Origin of the sequence: Phocaeicola faecalis, from assembly GCF_021730445.1 — a bacterium.
Classification (GTDB): Bacteria; Bacteroidota; Bacteroidia; order Bacteroidales; family Bacteroidaceae; genus Phocaeicola; species Phocaeicola faecalis.
The window spans coordinates 54,399-70,572 of sequence record NZ_JADNRM010000006.1; the positions used below are offsets into that span (position 1 = coordinate 54,399).

At 42.3% G+C, this 16,174-nt stretch carries 12 protein-coding genes; 7 read left to right on the forward strand and 5 right to left on the reverse strand.

Translation table 11 applies throughout. The features are described from left to right. Positions 1-8: 8 nt before the first annotated feature. The 7 genes from IR173_RS08230 to IR173_RS08260 all read left to right on the forward strand — a co-directional run bounded on the left by IR173_RS08230 (position 9) and on the right by IR173_RS08260 (position 10,957). Positions 9-1,016, forward strand: coding sequence for a FecR family protein (locus IR173_RS08230; protein ID WP_394800653.1), 1,008 nt, complete (start codon positions 9-11; stop codon positions 1,014-1,016). Positions 1,017-1,251: 235 nt separating this feature from the next. Next, positions 1,252-4,482, forward strand: coding sequence for a TonB-dependent receptor (locus IR173_RS08235; RefSeq protein ID WP_237039175.1), 3,231 nt, complete (start codon positions 1,252-1,254; stop codon positions 4,480-4,482). An 11-nt stretch (positions 4,483-4,493) separates the two neighbouring features. Then, a complete protein-coding gene (locus tag IR173_RS08240; RefSeq protein ID WP_237039176.1) occupies positions 4,494-6,125 on the forward strand; it encodes a RagB/SusD family nutrient uptake outer membrane protein in 1,632 nt (543 codons plus the stop codon). Between the two features lie 19 nt (positions 6,126-6,144). Continuing rightward, positions 6,145-8,691 carry a GH116 family glycosyl-hydrolase gene (locus IR173_RS08245; RefSeq protein WP_237039177.1) on the forward strand — a complete coding sequence of 849 codons (2,547 nt, stop codon included), beginning with the start codon at positions 6,145-6,147 and terminating at the stop codon, positions 8,689-8,691. A gap of 4 nt (positions 8,692-8,695) precedes the next feature. After that, the gene (locus IR173_RS08250; protein ID WP_237039178.1) at positions 8,696-9,283 is read left to right on the forward strand and encodes a hypothetical protein; all 588 of its coding nucleotides are present in this window, start codon (positions 8,696-8,698) and stop codon (positions 9,281-9,283) included. Between the two features lie 168 nt (positions 9,284-9,451). Then, positions 9,452-10,543, forward strand: coding sequence for a DUF2027 domain-containing protein (locus IR173_RS08255; RefSeq protein ID WP_237039179.1), 1,092 nt, complete (start codon positions 9,452-9,454; stop codon positions 10,541-10,543). A gap of 3 nt (positions 10,544-10,546) precedes the next feature. Further along, positions 10,547-10,957 (forward strand): PaaI family thioesterase, encoded by a 411-nt coding sequence (locus IR173_RS08260; RefSeq protein WP_237039180.1) that lies wholly within the window; start codon positions 10,547-10,549, stop codon positions 10,955-10,957. A 124-nt stretch (positions 10,958-11,081) separates the two neighbouring features. Here the strand turns inward: IR173_RS08260 and IR173_RS08265 are convergent, their stop codons facing one another. The 5 genes from IR173_RS08265 to IR173_RS08285 all read right to left on the reverse strand — a co-directional run bounded on the left by IR173_RS08265 (position 11,082) and on the right by IR173_RS08285 (position 16,009). Continuing rightward, the gene (locus IR173_RS08265) at positions 11,082-11,690 is read right to left on the reverse strand and encodes a histidine decarboxylase, pyruvoyl type (RefSeq protein WP_237039181.1); all 609 of its coding nucleotides are present in this window, start codon (positions 11,688-11,690) and stop codon (positions 11,082-11,084) included. A gap of 184 nt (positions 11,691-11,874) precedes the next feature. Continuing rightward, complete coding sequence (locus IR173_RS08270) at positions 11,875-13,581, reverse strand: acyl-CoA dehydrogenase family protein (protein ID WP_237039182.1); 1,707 nt, start codon at positions 13,579-13,581, stop codon at positions 11,875-11,877. Beyond that, positions 13,581-14,600 (reverse strand): electron transfer flavoprotein subunit alpha/FixB family protein, encoded by a 1,020-nt coding sequence (locus IR173_RS08275; RefSeq protein ID WP_237039183.1) that lies wholly within the window; start codon positions 14,598-14,600, stop codon positions 13,581-13,583. The genes IR173_RS08270 and IR173_RS08275 overlap by 1 nt, the downstream gene beginning before the upstream one ends. 5 nt (positions 14,601-14,605) lie before the next feature. Next, on the reverse strand, positions 14,606-15,499 hold the full coding sequence (locus IR173_RS08280; RefSeq protein WP_237039184.1) for an electron transfer flavoprotein subunit beta/FixA family protein: 894 nt from the start codon (positions 15,497-15,499) through the stop codon (positions 14,606-14,608). Between the two features lie 129 nt (positions 15,500-15,628). Further along, positions 15,629-16,009 carry a DUF4891 domain-containing protein gene (locus IR173_RS08285; protein WP_237039185.1) on the reverse strand — a complete coding sequence of 127 codons (381 nt, stop codon included), beginning with the start codon at positions 16,007-16,009 and terminating at the stop codon, positions 15,629-15,631. Positions 16,010-16,174: the final 165 nt, after the last annotated feature.

Genomic DNA, 16,174 nt, shown 5'->3' on the forward strand with positions numbered 1-16,174 from the left:
ATATGCAGATGAAAGAAGAATATAACGATATAGACAGATTGATTACATCTTATTTATCAGGGAATTTGGATAAAGCATCTTTTTCCGAGTTGCAGAAATGGAGTATGGAATCGGAAGCCAACCGTATTTATGTTCGGAATAAGTTAGAACTTTGGTTTTCTTCGGGAGTATCGGGAAGTGTTGCGCCATTTGATGAAGATAAGGCTTTTACTTTGTTTCAGCAGCGGGTAGCTATACTCTCGAAAAAAGAAAAACCGGCAAGCCGTTCTTTCTCTTGGAAAATGTTATATCGTGTAGCTGCTGTGCTTTTGGTTTTATTAGTCCCTTTTGCTACTTATTACCAGGGAAAACATACAGTAAAACAGAATTTTTCGGATATAGTGGTGGAAGCTTCATTAGGTACACATACAAAATTAAATTTGCCTGATGGAAGTTTGGTTTGGTTAAACGCTGGTTCTAAAGTTACTTATTCTCAGGGGTTTGGTGTAGATGATCGTAAGTTGACATTAGAAGGAGAAGGTTATTTTGAAGTAGCCCACAATGAGAAAGTGCCCTTTGAGGTTTGTACTAAAGAGGTGAATCTCCGTGTATTGGGTACAAAATTCAATTTTAAGAACTATTCTAATGACGAGGAGGTGATGATTAGTTTGGTAGAAGGGAAGGTGGCACTACAGAATGAGATTAAAGCGATGGCAGAACTTTATTTGGAACCGAATGAACGAATGGTACTGAATAAATTGACTGGTGAAATGGTTAAGTCGAAAGCGAATGTAGAGTATGCGAATATTTGGAGAGATAATAAATTGTTTTTTGATGAAGAGTTGTTAGAGGATATTGCAAAAAAACTGATGCGAAGTTATGATGTGTGTATAGAAGTTGCGGATTCACTGCGGGATAGACGTTTTTATGGTGATTTTATGATAAATAAAAATACCATCGAAGAGGTGCTTACAACCATAGCTTCTACCAGCAGGATGAATTACCGATACGAAAATGGAAAGTATATACTTTATTAATATATTGTAGAACCTTAAAAATCTAAATTTATGAAGCAAATAATTTCTACCGGTTGATGTGTAAAGTAGGAGATGCTTGATATAAAAAAGGAGGATGCGGCCACACCCTCCCCATTAAATCAAATCAAGTATTCTTTTTAAAAACACTTGTTGAGTTAAAGAAGTAGCAAATATAGTAAATCTTTAATTCTTATAACCCTATTCTAATTTATTTATTTTAAAAATCAGAAGAATTATGAGATGTTTTGATAAGGCTATTTTAGTAGCCTCAGTAGCACTTTGCTTTAATTTATCGGCTTTTTCGCAGGATATTACATTGAAAGCCAATAATATAACAGTTAAGGAAGCTATCGAACAAATAAAGAAATCATCAGGATATTCATTTGTCTTTTCATCCCTTGATTTGGATACGAAAAAGCGTGTCTCCATTTCTGTAAAAGATGCGATAATAGAAGAAGTTGTAAAACAACTTTTAAAAGGACACCCCGGCTTGAGTTATGAAATTCAAGATAAAAAAGTAATTATTAAAAGAGCACAGCAACCGCTGAAGCGTGAGCAGCAAGGTGAGGTGACAGGAAGGGTGATTGATGTAAATGGTGAGCCGATAATTGGCGCAACAGTTATAGTACAAGGTACTTCCAATGGTACAATAACTGATTTTGATGGTAATTTTACTCTAAATGCAATGAATAATGCTGTTTTGGAAATCTCTTATATTGGTTATGAGACCCAGCAGTTGAAGCCACAAAACGGCAAGATGCTGGTTGTGACCTTAAAGGAGGATACACAAGCATTGGAGGAGGTTGTTGTAGTAGGATATGGTACACAAAGAAAGGTTAATTTGACAGGTTCTATCGGAACTATTAAAGCAGATCAGGCATTGAAAGCGCGTTCTGTTACCAATGTTCAGGAGTTGTTGGCAGGTGCGGTTCCCGGTATGACAGTAACCAAAGGTAGTGGTGCGGTTGGCTCCGGAGCTACTATAAATATCCACGGTACTTCCACGATTGGGGGAAGTTCCGGTGTTCTTATTCTGATAGATGGTGTCCCCGGTAATCTTTATACATTGAATCCTAATGACATAGAAAGTATCTCTATTTTGAAGGATGCTGCTTCCGCTTCTATTTATGGGTCACGTGCAGCAAATGGGGTTATGTTGGTAACAACAAAGAAGGGGCAAACCTCAGAACGGCCGGTTGTTGATTTTTCTACCAATATAGGAATTCAGAATCCACAGTTCAAATTGGATTTTGTCGGTGCCGAAGATTATATGCGTTTGTATGATGAGGCAATGGTTAATGACGGTAAAGCTGCCTTTTTTGGTGAACAAGGCATACAGGATTTGAAGAACGGGAAATATGCAGATAATAAGTGGTATAAAGAAATATACCGTAAAAATACATTGATTAATAATATTCATGTGGCTGTTTCGGGTAAAGAGAAATCTATTACTTACCGTTTTTCTCTTTCGAATGACTATCAGGAGGGTACTTTACCTAACAATGATTATAACCGTTTGATATTCAAACCTGATTTGCACTTCCAGCTGTTAAAGAACTTGTCTGCACAAGTTAATTTGCAATATACACAGACAAATATAAAGAATCCGCAGGGAGGAACAACAATTTGGCAAACTCAGGCAGCGAGAATATCACCTGTTACCCCTATTTATGAGGCTAACGGACTATATGGGGTTGGTTCTTCGATGGGAGGAAACCCTATTGCCGGTGTCAATGAGGCTGGTTATTCAAAAGAGCGTCACAAAGAGATGCTTGCTATATTTAGTGCTACTTATACTCCTTTGAAAGATTGGAATATAAAAGCAAACATATCTGCCTATACGCATGACCAGACGACAAAAGACCGGGTCAAGACTTATTATTTATATGATGCCAAGGGAAATGTGGCAAAGACGGAAAATCTTGTTTCTTCTTTGAAAGACTCTAATGCTTATCAATACCGCACACAATTGCAGTTTACTTCTGATTATGCGCTTACGTTGGCTGACTCGCATCATTTCAAATTTTTGGCTGGTTATTCACAAGAATATTTCAAGCAGGAAGGATTTTGGGCCTCCAGAGATAATATGCCGTTTGATGATATTGATGTATTGGGGGTAGGTAGTGATAATAAGCAGAATGGAAGTTCGACAACTCGTGATGTGGCTATACAATCTTGGTTTGGACGTGTTAATTATGACTATCAAGGACGTTACTTATTTGAGGCAAGTTTAAGGGCGGATGGCTCTTCTCGTTTTGCAGAGGGGCATAGATGGGGTGTGTTCCCTTCATTTTCTGCCGGATGGAATATTCATCGTGAAAAATTTATGGAAGGTGCATCTTCGTGGTTGTCCGAATTAAAGATTAGGGGATCTTGGGGAACATTGGGAGATGCGGAAAAAGTTGGTTATTATCCGACTGCGCAAGTCTTAAGTTACGATCCTAAAATCTATTCGTTTAATGGGAAACTGGTTGGTGGTGCATATAATAATGTTGCTATAAATCCTGATATAACTTGGGAAATATCAGAATTGGCCAATATGGGGATTGATTTTGGGATGTGGAATCAACGTATCAAACTGTCTGTTGATTATTTTAATAATCTTCGTCGTAATATATTATATACTCCTCCTGTTCCCTCTGAATTCGGACTTTCTGCCCCAATTTCAAATTTGTTGAGAATGAGAAATCAAGGAATGGATATTCTGGTATCTTATAATGACGGCAAAGGGGATTTTTCATGGGGAGTAGATATGAATACGAGTTTCTCAAAAAATAAAGTATTGGAAATGGGGAACTCAGATAAGTGGATTGAAGGAAATGCGGTGACCTACTTAAATGGGCGGTACCAATTACCTTTCGGTTATGAGGCAGAGGGCTTATTTCAGAGTGAAGAAGACATAAAGAATCATGCCAAGCAAGGAAATGTTCTTCCTGGCAATATAAAATTTAAAGATCAAGATGACAATGGAGTTATTGACGGTAATGACCGTGTTATCTTGAATGATAAGTTACCGATTGATTATGGGGTCAATTTGCATTTTGGATATAAAAACTTTGATTTCTCTATGAATATGTATGGTAAATTGAATGTGAAGAAGTACATATCCGGTTATGAAGGATGGGCTTTCTATTTATCTCAGAATGCACGCCCTATGCATTTGGATGCATGGAGTGAAAATAATCCGGATGCCACTTATCCTCGTCTTACTTTAACGAATACGGCTAATGACACTCAATATAATAGCTATTGGTTGCGTAATGCTGATTATCTGAAAATCCAAAATGTGCAGATTGGTTATACCTTCTCAAAAACATTATTGGAGAAAGTGAATATTAAATATCTGAGACTTTATTTATCGGGACAAAATTTAGCGACCGTTACCGGTTACGATGGTTTTGACCCGGAGGGTGGATGGTATCCTTTGTCTAGAACATTTTCATTTGGTATAAATCTTCAATTCTAATAATAGATAGTATGAGACACTATAGTTTTTATATTTTATTTGTTGCTGTGCTTACATTGACTGGTTGTGCAGATTTTTTAGACCGTGATCCGTTGGAACAAGCTTCTGCAAATACTTTCTGGAAAACAGAAGTAGATGCAGAGAAAGGAGTAAATGCTTTATATCCGTTATTGCCAGGTGAAAGGGATTTTTGGAGAGATTGTGAAAGTGACAATTCCTTGATGACGAACTCGTGGGGAGAGAGTGGTTTAGGATATATTTGCCAGGGAATACATAATGCGGCTACAGGCTATTTGTCTGAAGAATGGAAATACGACCATATTTATCGCATCCTTTATTGTTTGGATAAACTTCAGGGAATGGAAATAAAAGAAGAAAAGAAACAGCGTTTTGAAGGAGAGATACGTTTTATTTTAGCATTGAAATATTACAGGATGGCTCGGCATTTTGGGGATATTCCTCTCATTAAAGAAAAGCCTGTTTCTTTGGAAGAGGCTACATTGCCTCGCTCTCCTAAGCAGGAGGTTTTGGACTATGTCATTGAAAATGTGGATAAGGCGATAGAATATTTACCGGAAACTTATTCGGGAGATGATGTGTGTCGTATTACTAAAGGAGCAGCCTTGATGTTGAAAGCTGATATGTATCTGGATATGGCAAGTTATAAAAAGTTTCATCAGGGAGAGGATGCAAAAGAACTTTGGAAGGAAGCTGCTTCGCAGGCAAAGAAGGTGATTGACCTTAATTTATATGGCTTGGAAAATGATTTTGCCTTTTTGTTCACAGCTGCAGCCAATAATAACAATAAAGAAGTTATTCTTGCCCATCAGTATATGGAGGATGAATTGACACATATGTTGCCTGTGCTATGTTCGCCATCAGGAGTTGGGGTGACAGGTCAAGGCTGGGCTAGTTTTTGTCCGACGCGCGATTTGGTTGATTCGTATGAGATGACTGATGGAAAGACTATTTATGAATCCTCTTTGTATGACATGGACCACCCATGGGAGAACCGGGATGTACGTTTGAAGAAAACATTTATGTTGCCGGGGCTGGATATTCTCAGACCAGATGGAAGTTATACTCCGTATATGCCTCATCCGGCTTATAATAATCCGGAACGCATTAATAATGAGGGTGGCGGAATAACGGGATATATGTATTTGAAATATAACGATTTGGAATTAGAGAAAGTTGATGCTTCATGGACGAATTTCAGTTTGTATCGTTATGCGGAAACGTTATTGATTTATGCAGAGGCATTGAACGAATATGATCCGTATAATGCAGAAATAGTATGGGCGGTCAATCAAGTCAGGAAGCGTGCCGGTTTGCCCGGAGTGGACAGTCAACTTGGAAATCAGGAACGGATGCGTACTATTATCAGGGAAGAAAGAAGACACGAATTTGTTGGTGAACATAAGCGTTATTTTGATATTTTGCGCTGGAAAACAGCAGAAGTTGTATTGAATCAACCCGGATATGGTATCAATAAGGATGAGCACACTGCTATCGGAGATTATACTCAGGAAAAATTCCTTGGGCAGGAACGCACATTCGATCCGCAAAAACATTATCTGTGGCCGATTCCCCAGTCTGCAAGAGATAAGAATCCTAATTTGACTCAAAATCCTAATTGGTAATAGCTAAAATTAAAAATATATGATTACACATTTACAGAAATGGAGTTTGTTGATCTTTTTGGCAGCGGGTTCATTGTCTGCTCAGGAATGGAAACCGTCTGATTGGCCTGCATTGAAGCATTATGATAAGGACCACTTGTTTCAGATAGCTCTTCCCTTAGGTGGAATAGGAACAGGTACCGTATCTCTTGGTGGAAGAGGAGAATTGCGTGATTGGGAAATAATGAATGTTCCGGGGAAGAAATATAGCACGGTAACTACAGGTAATAATGCTCCTTTTTTTTCTATTTATGTTAAGTCACAGGATAATATTCCTGTGACGACTTTGCTGGAAGGTCCTCTTTACAGCCATGAATATTTGCACTATGAAGGCCGGCCGGTTAACCATCACGGCTTTCCCCGTTTTGCCAAGGCCTCTTTCGATGGGGCTTACCCGTTCGGGCAAGTGAATCTTTCGGATGCAGAATTACCGGTTACTGTAAAGATAAAGGGATTCAACCCATTGCTTCCAGGAAATGCTGATGACAGCGGGTTGCCGGTGGCGGTGCTTGCCTATGAGGTTACGAATACCGGGAATACTCCTTTAGAGGTTTCCGTATGTGGCTCTATGAGGAATTTTATTGGGAAAGATGGTAGTAAGTTTCGGACAGACTGGAAAGGAGATTATATTCCGGTTGGTGCTGAGAAGAACAGGAATGAGTATCGGGAAAGCGGAAATCGGAAAGGTATTTATTTATACTCTGAAGGGGTTGATAAACAGGATCCGGCATGGGGGACAATCGCTTTGGTGACTTCCTCAACAGGACAAGTAAGTTATCGGACTTCTTCAAAAGCTGATTCATGGAATAATGCTATTCTGAACTTTTGGGACGATTTTAGCAAAGATGGGATTATGGTAGAAAGGGAGCGGCCGGCAGATGAAGATCCGATGGCTTCTTTGGCAGTAAAAAAAACAATTGCTCCTCGGGCTACGGAAACTTTTGTTTTTTATCTGACTTGGAATTTCCCGAACCGTAAAGGATGGTCATCTACCATAGTAGGCAATTATTATAGCCGACAGTTTGCTGATGCGTGGGAAGTGGCCGAGAAGGTGATTCCCCGTATGAGGCAATTGGAAGAAGAGACTCTCTTGTTTGTTAATTCATTTTTGGGTAGTTCTTATCCTGAAACAGTGAAAGAGGCAGCTTTGTTTAACTTGGCTACATTGCGCTCGCAGACAGTATTTCGTTTGCCTAGTGGCCATTTAATGGGTTGGGAAGGAATAATGGATCGTTTTGGCTCTTGCCAAGGGTCATGTACCCATGTCTGGAATTATGAGATGGCTACTCCCTTTTTGTTCGGTGGTTTGGCACAGACTATGCGCGATGTGGAATTTAACTATGCCACGAAAGAGAATGGGTTGATGAACTTTCGGGCTGATTTGCCTTTGTCGGAAGCTGCAAAGGGGACTTCGGCTGCAGCTGATGGGCAGATGGGATGTATCATGAAGATGTATCGGGAATGGCAACTGTCGGGTGACTATGCTTTTCTCCGGAAAAACTGGGGACAGGTTAAAAAAGTACTCTCTTATGCTTGGATAGAGAAAGGATGGGATGGCAATCAAGATGGAGTGATGGAAGGGTCACAGCATAACACAATGGATGTGAATTATTTTGGTCCTAATCCTCAAATGGGATTCTGGTATATGGGGGCATTGCGGGCAGCCGAGGAAATGGCATGGGCTATGAAAGATAAATCTTTTGCCAAGAAGTGCCGGAGGTTGTTTGAACAGGGGAGTCGGTGGATGGATGAGCATTTGTTTAACGGCGAATATTATGAACATCACATTACTGATCCTGAAACTTTTGAATTCATCAATATGAAAGATGCAGAAGGTAAAATTCCGGCTTTCCAGTTGGGCAAAGGGTGTCTGGTTGACCAACTAGTGGGGCAGTATATGGCACATATTTGTGGGCTAGGATATTTAGGAGACAAAAAGCATATTCATACAACTATGGAAAGCATTATGAAATATAACTATGTATCCGATTTCAGCCGGCATTTCAACAATATGCGTTCTTACGTAATGGGTAGGGAAGCAGGGCTTCTGATGGCTTCATGGCCTAAAGGACGTTTGGAGGTACCCTTCCCTTATTTTGCGGAGGTGATGACCGGATTTGAATATTGTGCGGCTGTGGGTATGATATATGAAGGAATGACGGATGAGGCATTGACTTGTATCCGTTCTATCCGTGACCGTTTTGATGGTGCCAAGCGTAATCCGTTCAGTGAACCAGAATGTGGACATCATTATGCTCGTTCAATGGCTAGTTGGGCGAGTGTAATCGCGCTGAGTGGATTTCACTACTCGGCAGTAGACAAACAAATGCAGTTTACGTCTGCTCCCGGAACCTATTTTTGGAGCAATGGTTACGCATGGGGAATGTGCCGGATTTCTGGCGGTGAAGCTACATTGGAGGTACTGAAAGGAACTTTGGGCATTGAACGCCTCCGCATTGGGGATGTGACTGTGAAAACGAAGAAAAAGCAACTCGCGGCAGGAGAGTCCGAGAGTATAAAATTGTAAATTTATGCGTTATTGGTGTATTTTATTGGTTTGTATCAGTCTTATGTTGCCGGCCTGTCATAAACAGGCTGGCAATGCTCTGCATCTGGAAGAGATGCCGATGGCTGATTGGAAAGGAAGCTTGCAAGAAAAGCTGCCTTTATTGGGGCATCGTAATTGGATTGTTGCTACAGATATGGCATATCCCTTGCAGGTTGGTCCGGGTATCATCACTTTATATGCTCCTGAAACTTTTGGAAATGTTGTCGCTTTTATAGTGGACCAGATTCGTCGGTCGGAGCATGTCTTTGCACATATATATCAGGACCGTGAGCAGTTGGCCTTGACGGAAGATCTGTGTCTCGGTGTGACGGCATACAGAAATTCGTTAGGTAAAGTATTAGATGGTGGAGGGAAAGTGACTTTTCTTCCCCACGAAGAACTGATTTCAAAGTTGGATAGCGTCAGCAAGCTCTATCAGGTAGTTGTCATTAAAACAGCTTTGACATTGCCTTACACATCTATTTTTTTTGAATTGGATTGTAAATATTGGGATGCAGTTCGGGAAGTAACTATAAGGAAACTGTCTAAGGATACGGTAGATAACCATTGACTACACCGTATTTTGTAATGTTTTCCATAAGGTTGTCATGCAATGTGGTAAAAGGATAAGACAAGTGCGAGTCATGTTAATTAAAAAGCCGTCTACAGTATATTAGAACAAACTTTTTGTAATTTGCGCAAAAGTACCGATATTTGTGCGAACTAAAAAGAAAACAATATGAAAATAGGAGATAAAGTCCGTTTTCTCAGTGAAGTGGGTGGCGGCATTGTGACAGGATTTCAGGGGAAAGATATTGCATTGGTAGAAGATGCCGATGGGTTTGATATTCCGATGCCTATTAAAGAATGTGTGGTAATAGATGCTGATGACTATAATATGAAGCGCAAACCTGTTGCGCAGAAAGAGGTGCCCGGTGCTGCCAAATCCAAAGGAGCTGTGCAGACTGTGAAAAAAACAATGGAAGAGGAGGAGGAAGACGAGCGCCCCATCACTTACCGTGCCGCCGAGCGTAAAGGAGGAGATGTGCTTAATGTAATGTTGGCCTTTGTTCCGCAAGGCATCAAGGCGATTTCGAGCACCGGTTTTGATGCTTATATTATCAATGACAGTAATTATACGCTTTCCTTTGCTTACCTCTGTGCCGAAGGTCATAATTGGCGTGTGCGGAGTTGTGGAACAGTGCAGCCGAATACCAAATTCTATATTGAAGAGTTTGACAAGAGCATTCTGAATGAATTGGAGCATGTGGCTGTACAAGTGCTTGCTTTTAAAGATAACAAAAGCTTTATGATAAAGCCGGCCGTATCGGTGGAACTCCGTATAGACACGGTCAAGTTTTATAAACTCCATACGTTCCGCGAAAGCATATTCTTTGAAGAACCGTCATTGATTTATGATATTGTGAAAGATGATATGCCTGCCCGCCAGACCTTTTTAAATGCGGACGATATTAAGGGGGCGCTTTTGGCGAAGAAAGCTGCTGATACTATTCCGGCACGAAAGCCCGAGGTAAAGGCTCCGCAGAGTGATATCGTGGAGATAGACCTTCACGCCCATGAGTTGCTCGACTCTACTGCCGGTATGAGCAATAGTGAGATTCTGAACTATCAGCTCGATGTGTTCCGCAGGACTTTGGAGGAATACAGGAACAAGAAAGGGCAGAAGATTGTTTTCATTCATGGCAAGGGCGACGGCGTTTTGCGCAAAGCCATTTTACAAGAATTGAAATATAAGTATAAGAACTATCAAAGTCAGGACGCTTCTTTCCGTGAATATGGCTTTGGAGCGACTATGGTAACGATTCGTTAATATATGCAGACATTAAAAGAGTTTCTGAAAACAGATCAGTTTGCTTCGTGCACCGGTGTGGAGCTGCTGGAAATAAAACCGGGATATGCACGTGCGCGTATGTTGGTTACGGAACGGCATCTTAACGGTGGAGGAGTGTGTCAGGGAGGGGCATTGTTTACGCTGGCGGATTTGGCTTTTGCTGCCGTGGCAAACAGCCATCGTCGGCTTACACTTTCCGTGACAGCGAATATTACTTTCCTGCGTTCTGCAAGACTGGGATATGTGTATGCAGATGCCACGGAGGTGTTTAATCACCACCGTATTCCTTTTGTGGAAGTGAAGATAACGGATGAAAAAGGCGAATTGATTGCTATATTTACCTCATCGGGCTACAGAAAAGAAACGGAGTTGCCGGTGGAGGAGTTGGAATAATATACAGTAAGAAGAGGGTGTGTCGAAACGCTCATAAACTAAAAATCACCCTCGCTACAGGCAGTTGTAGCGAGGGTGATTTCGATAAAAGGGAAGTTTTGACACATTTGCATACAGGTATCTATTATCCTTCTTTTACTTTCGCTTTTCCAATCTGGCCGGGTTCGACGAATAAATATTTATATCCTACACGGATAGCAGCCAGATTCAATGCTTCGAGACGTGCACGACGTACCAGCAGGGCAGTCATTTCGTGTATGCGTCCGTCTACATAACCAATCATTTCACTTTCGGTAGTTTCTTCCGAGCCATACGTGCCGGCACTTTGCACCACCATGAAGGGTGATTCCGTACCTGCTTTATCCATACCGATAGCTATTGCAACATATATCCACATCGGCCCATGAGCAACCACTTTACGTGCTGTGGCTGTGCGGCTTTCTCCTTTTGCCAACGTGCCGTGGCAACCGCCGGCAGACGACTGAATCAATTGTCCCAATCCATATACCGAAGCCTTGTCATCGGATGCATCCAATGGTTGTTCAAACAAAACTTCTTCACCTGTTCTCGGGTGAGTGACATGATAGTGGTCTACTTCGGGTATCAATCCTCCGGCTTCGTTATCGCCGACAGCTCCGGTTACCAGTTTGACATTCAGAAAACTACCGTTTAGGGCAGCTTCGTATACCACATCTGTCAGTGCGGCATTGCTAGTTAATTCTAATTCTTTCATAAGTCAAGGTTCTTTTATTTGTTTTTTCCCACTACCAACACGCCGAAAGCAGGAAAAGATTATAAAAGAACGGCAAAGTTTGTGAAAGGGGATACAAAAAAAGGAAGAAGTATCAGTTTCAATACCTCTTCCCTTTTATTCTTATCTCTCTCGCTTTCCCGTTATGTTGTCGGGGTGGCGGTGTTTACTGGCGGTAGTTAGCCAAATCTTCAACTTTAAATTTGCGGATGAAGTTGAAGTGCTTTTCTATTTCGGCCTCTGCATAGTTTACATATACATGAGCTGATTTGGCGAACAATTCAGGTGCTTTTGTCGCATCTTGAATAAGGAGATGTGACATGATGCATACAGCTGCCATTTCATAAAGACGGCGTGCAACGAAATCAAGTGACTCTTGATTCTGAGCCTCTTTTACAGCATTGGTGCATGCGTCAAACTTGTTGGCCATTTCTTTTACGCGGTCCATCAGCGGTTGCATTTCTTCACTGCAAGGGATGGCTTCGTAGTTGCGAAGAGTAGCGATGTAAGAACCGTTGGTAACGTAACGGATAGCGGCTACGGTCTGCAACTGGGTAGTACCTTCGTAAATGCTGGTGATACGTGCATCGCGATAAATGCGCTGGCAAGCATATTCCATCATGAAACCTGAGCCACCATGAATCTGGATACAATCGTATGCATTCTGGTTGGCATATTCAGAGTTCATACCCTTTGAAAGCGGAGTGAAGCTGTCGGCTAACTTGGCATAAGTCTTTTGTTCCTGACGTTCTTCGGGAGTCAGTTTCCGTTCGCGGGCAATATCATCCAATGCTTTATAAATATCTACATAGCGCGAAGTTTGATAAAGCAATGCACGGCCTGCATCCAGCTTGGCTTTCATGATAGCCAGCATGTCATATACTGCCGGGAAGTCAATAATCGCTTTACCGAACTGCTTACGTTCTTTGGCGTATGCCAATCCTTCGTTGTAAGCAGCCTGTGACAAACCTACTGACTGGGCAGCGATACCCAGACGGGCACCGTTCATCAATGCCATCACGTATTTAATCAAACCGAGCTTACGGTCACCGCAAAGTTCGGCTTTCGCGTTCTTGTAAACCAGTTCGCAGGTAGGAGAACCGTGGATACCTAATTTGTTTTCGATACGGCGAACGTCTACACCACCTTCGTTTTTGTCATAGATGAACATAGACAAACCGCGTCCGTCTTTTGTTCCTTCTTCGCTACGTGCCAATACCAGGTGAAGATTAGCGTCACCATTAGTGATGAAACGTTTTACACCGTTCAGGCGCCAGCAGTTGTTGGCCTCATCGAAAGTGGCTTTCAGCATCACTGATTGAAGGTCGGAACCGGCATCGGGCTCGGTCAAGTCCATAGACATGGTTTCTCCGGCACAAATACGGGGAATGAAACGGCTGTGCTGGTCTTCGTTACCGAATTCATACAGTGTTTCGATACAGTCCTGCAAAGACCAGATGTTTCCGAAGCCCGCATCGGCAGCGGCAACAATTTCAGCGCACATGGTGTACGGGGTGATAGGGAAGTTCAAGCCACCGAAACGACGGGGCATGGTCATACCGTTCAGTCCGGCTTTTACCATGGCATCCAGGTTTTGTTTGGTTCCTGAAGCATATTCCACACGTCCGTTTCCGCAGTGAGGACCTTCTTCGTCCACCCCTTCGGCATTGGGAGCAATGGTTTCACCTGTTATCTCACCTGTGATTTCCAGAATCTTATCGTAAGAGTCCATTGCATCGGCATAATCCTGCGGTGCATAGTCGAACTCGTCTTTATCTCTATAGTCGCGCTCTTTCAGTTGGCAGATGCGCTCCATCATCGGATTGTTCAAGTGATACTTGAGTTCCGGTATATCGGTATAAAAGTTTGCCATTACTTACTGTTCTTTTTATAATACTTAATCAATTTTGGAACGACTTCTTCCACAGTGCCGTTTATCACATAGTCGGCAATGGTGTTGATAGGAGCGTTCGGGTCACTGTTTACAGAGATGATGATACCTGCATCCTGCATACCTGCGATGTGCTGGATTTGTCCGGAGATACCGCAAGCGATGTACAGTTTGGGACGGACGGTAACACCTGTCTGGCCAATCTGACGGTCATGGTCTGCATAACCTGCATCGACAGCCGCACGGCTGGCACCCACTTCGGCGTGAAGTTCTTTAGCCAGTTCGAACAGTTTGTCAAAACCTTCTTTAGATCCCATACCATAACCTCCGGCAATCACGATAGGTGCGCCTTTCAGGTTATGTTTGGCCTTTTCTACATGGCGGTCGATGACTTTCACTACATAGTCTGTTTCAGGAACAAACTTGGCAACGTCGTGGTTCACCACTTCACCTTTGTAGTTCTCATCCAGAATTTCTTTCTTCATCACACCTTCGCGAACGGTCGCCATCTGCGGACGGTGTTCGGGGTTGACGATGGTTGCAACGATGTTACCACCGAAGGCGGGACGAATCTGGTACAACAGGTTTTCGTAAGTAATGCCGTTCTTCTTGTCTTCGTGAGCGCCGATTTCCAACTGAGTACAGTCGGCAGTCAGTCCGCTGGTCAGTGCCGAAGAAACGCGCGGACCCAAGTCGCGACCGATAACGGTAGCACCCATCAGGCAGATTTGCGGTTTTTCTGCTTTGAACAGATTCACCAAGATAGAAGTGTGGGGCAGTGAAGTATAAGGGAATAAGCCGGGAGCATCGAATACATGAAGTTTGTCGACACCGTAGGGCAATACTTGTTTTTCAATTCCTTCAAGGCCGGTTCCGGCAGCGATTGCCTCAAGCTGGCAGCCTAACTGATTAGCTAATTTACGACCTTTGGTTAAAAGTTCGAGACTCACATCGGCCACTGTTGTGCCTTCAATCTCGCAATATACAAATACATTATTCATAATCGTTATCCTATTGTGTGGTTAGCTAACAGTTCTACAATCAATCCTTCTACATCTTGGTCGCTTCCTGTCATGGTCTTGCTCTCTTTAGCCTGGAAGACGATGTTTTCAATTTTCTTCACTTTGGTGGGAGAACCTGACAGACCGCACTGTTTGGTATCGCCACATACATCGGCTACACTCCATTCAGTAATATTCAGATAAGGATACTTTTCGTATAGTTCGGCGTATGGCAGCGCTGCTCCTTCTTTGGTGATGGCAGCTTTTTCCTGTGCACCGAGGGCACGTTTATATTTCTGTAACAGTTTGGCGTTGCGCGGACGGCAGGGAGCTGCACTTCCGTTTACAGTCAACACAATAGGCAGAGGGCCTTCCACTGTTTCCACTCCACCGTCAATATGACGTTTCACCGTGATGCGACGGGCAGTTTCGTCTACATTCAGAATCTCTTCAGTGTAAGTTATCTGGCTTAATCCCAGTTTTTCTGCAACCTGCGGGCCTACCTGTGCGGTATCACCGTCGATAGCTTGGCGTCCGCCGATAATCAGGTCATATTCGCCTATTTTGCGGATAGCGGTGGCGATGGCATACGAAGTGGCCAGGGTGTCGGCCCCAGCAAAAGCACGGTCGGTCAATAAATATCCATTGTCTGCTCCTCTGTAGAGTCCTTCACGAATGACTTCGGCAGCGCGTCCGGGGCCCATGGTCAGAATGGTAACAGTGGAGCCGGGATGTGTGTCTTTCAGTCTGAGTGCCTGTTCCAAGGCGTTCAGGTCTTCCGGGTTGAAGATGGCCGGAAGTGCTGCACGGTTGATGGTGCCGTCAGCGTTCATGGCATCTTTCCCAACGTTGCGTGTGTCGGGAACTTGTTTTGCCAGTACTACAATTTTTAAACTCATATATTTATATATATTTGGTATTAGTAAAATCTGTTTTGGCGGCAAATTTAAGCAAACTATTTAAGCGACAAAAGGATATGACGAGAAAATGTGCACATTCTTGTGAAGTTTGAGCAATTTGTCTGCATGCTAGTATTCGTCAAGGAAGCGCAGGAAAACAATATTTTCTCCGGTTTTTACCTTTCCGCTTGCTATCCATTCGGGTTTTACGCGGAAAGTTTTGAGACATTTGTCTATTTTGTTGGTAATCAGTGAAGGTTGTTTCTTTTCGTATTCCAACACATTTATCTTTCCTTCTTTATTTATAGAAACTTTTGCTTTGACATTGCGAATCGTTTTGCCCATGTTGGATTTACTTTTATCCAAGTCTATCCAAAAGATAACGGAAGCCTTGGGGAACTTACCGGTTTGTATCACCTCATGGCAAACTGTCATGGCATTTTTTTTCGGGGTAGAGGCATATCCGGTAGCAGACAATGCCATAAACAGGATTAACAGAATGTTTTTCATATTTGATATGGATTTATATTAAACTGCCTAAAGATAGGAATTTCTTTGAAAATGAACGAAATAGAAGAGGATAAATTTTATTTTGCAAAATAATTGTTAGCTTTGTCATCCTATTAAGCTGTAGTTTGTTATAACAAATAGTAGGGTATGCACTGTGATAAAAGA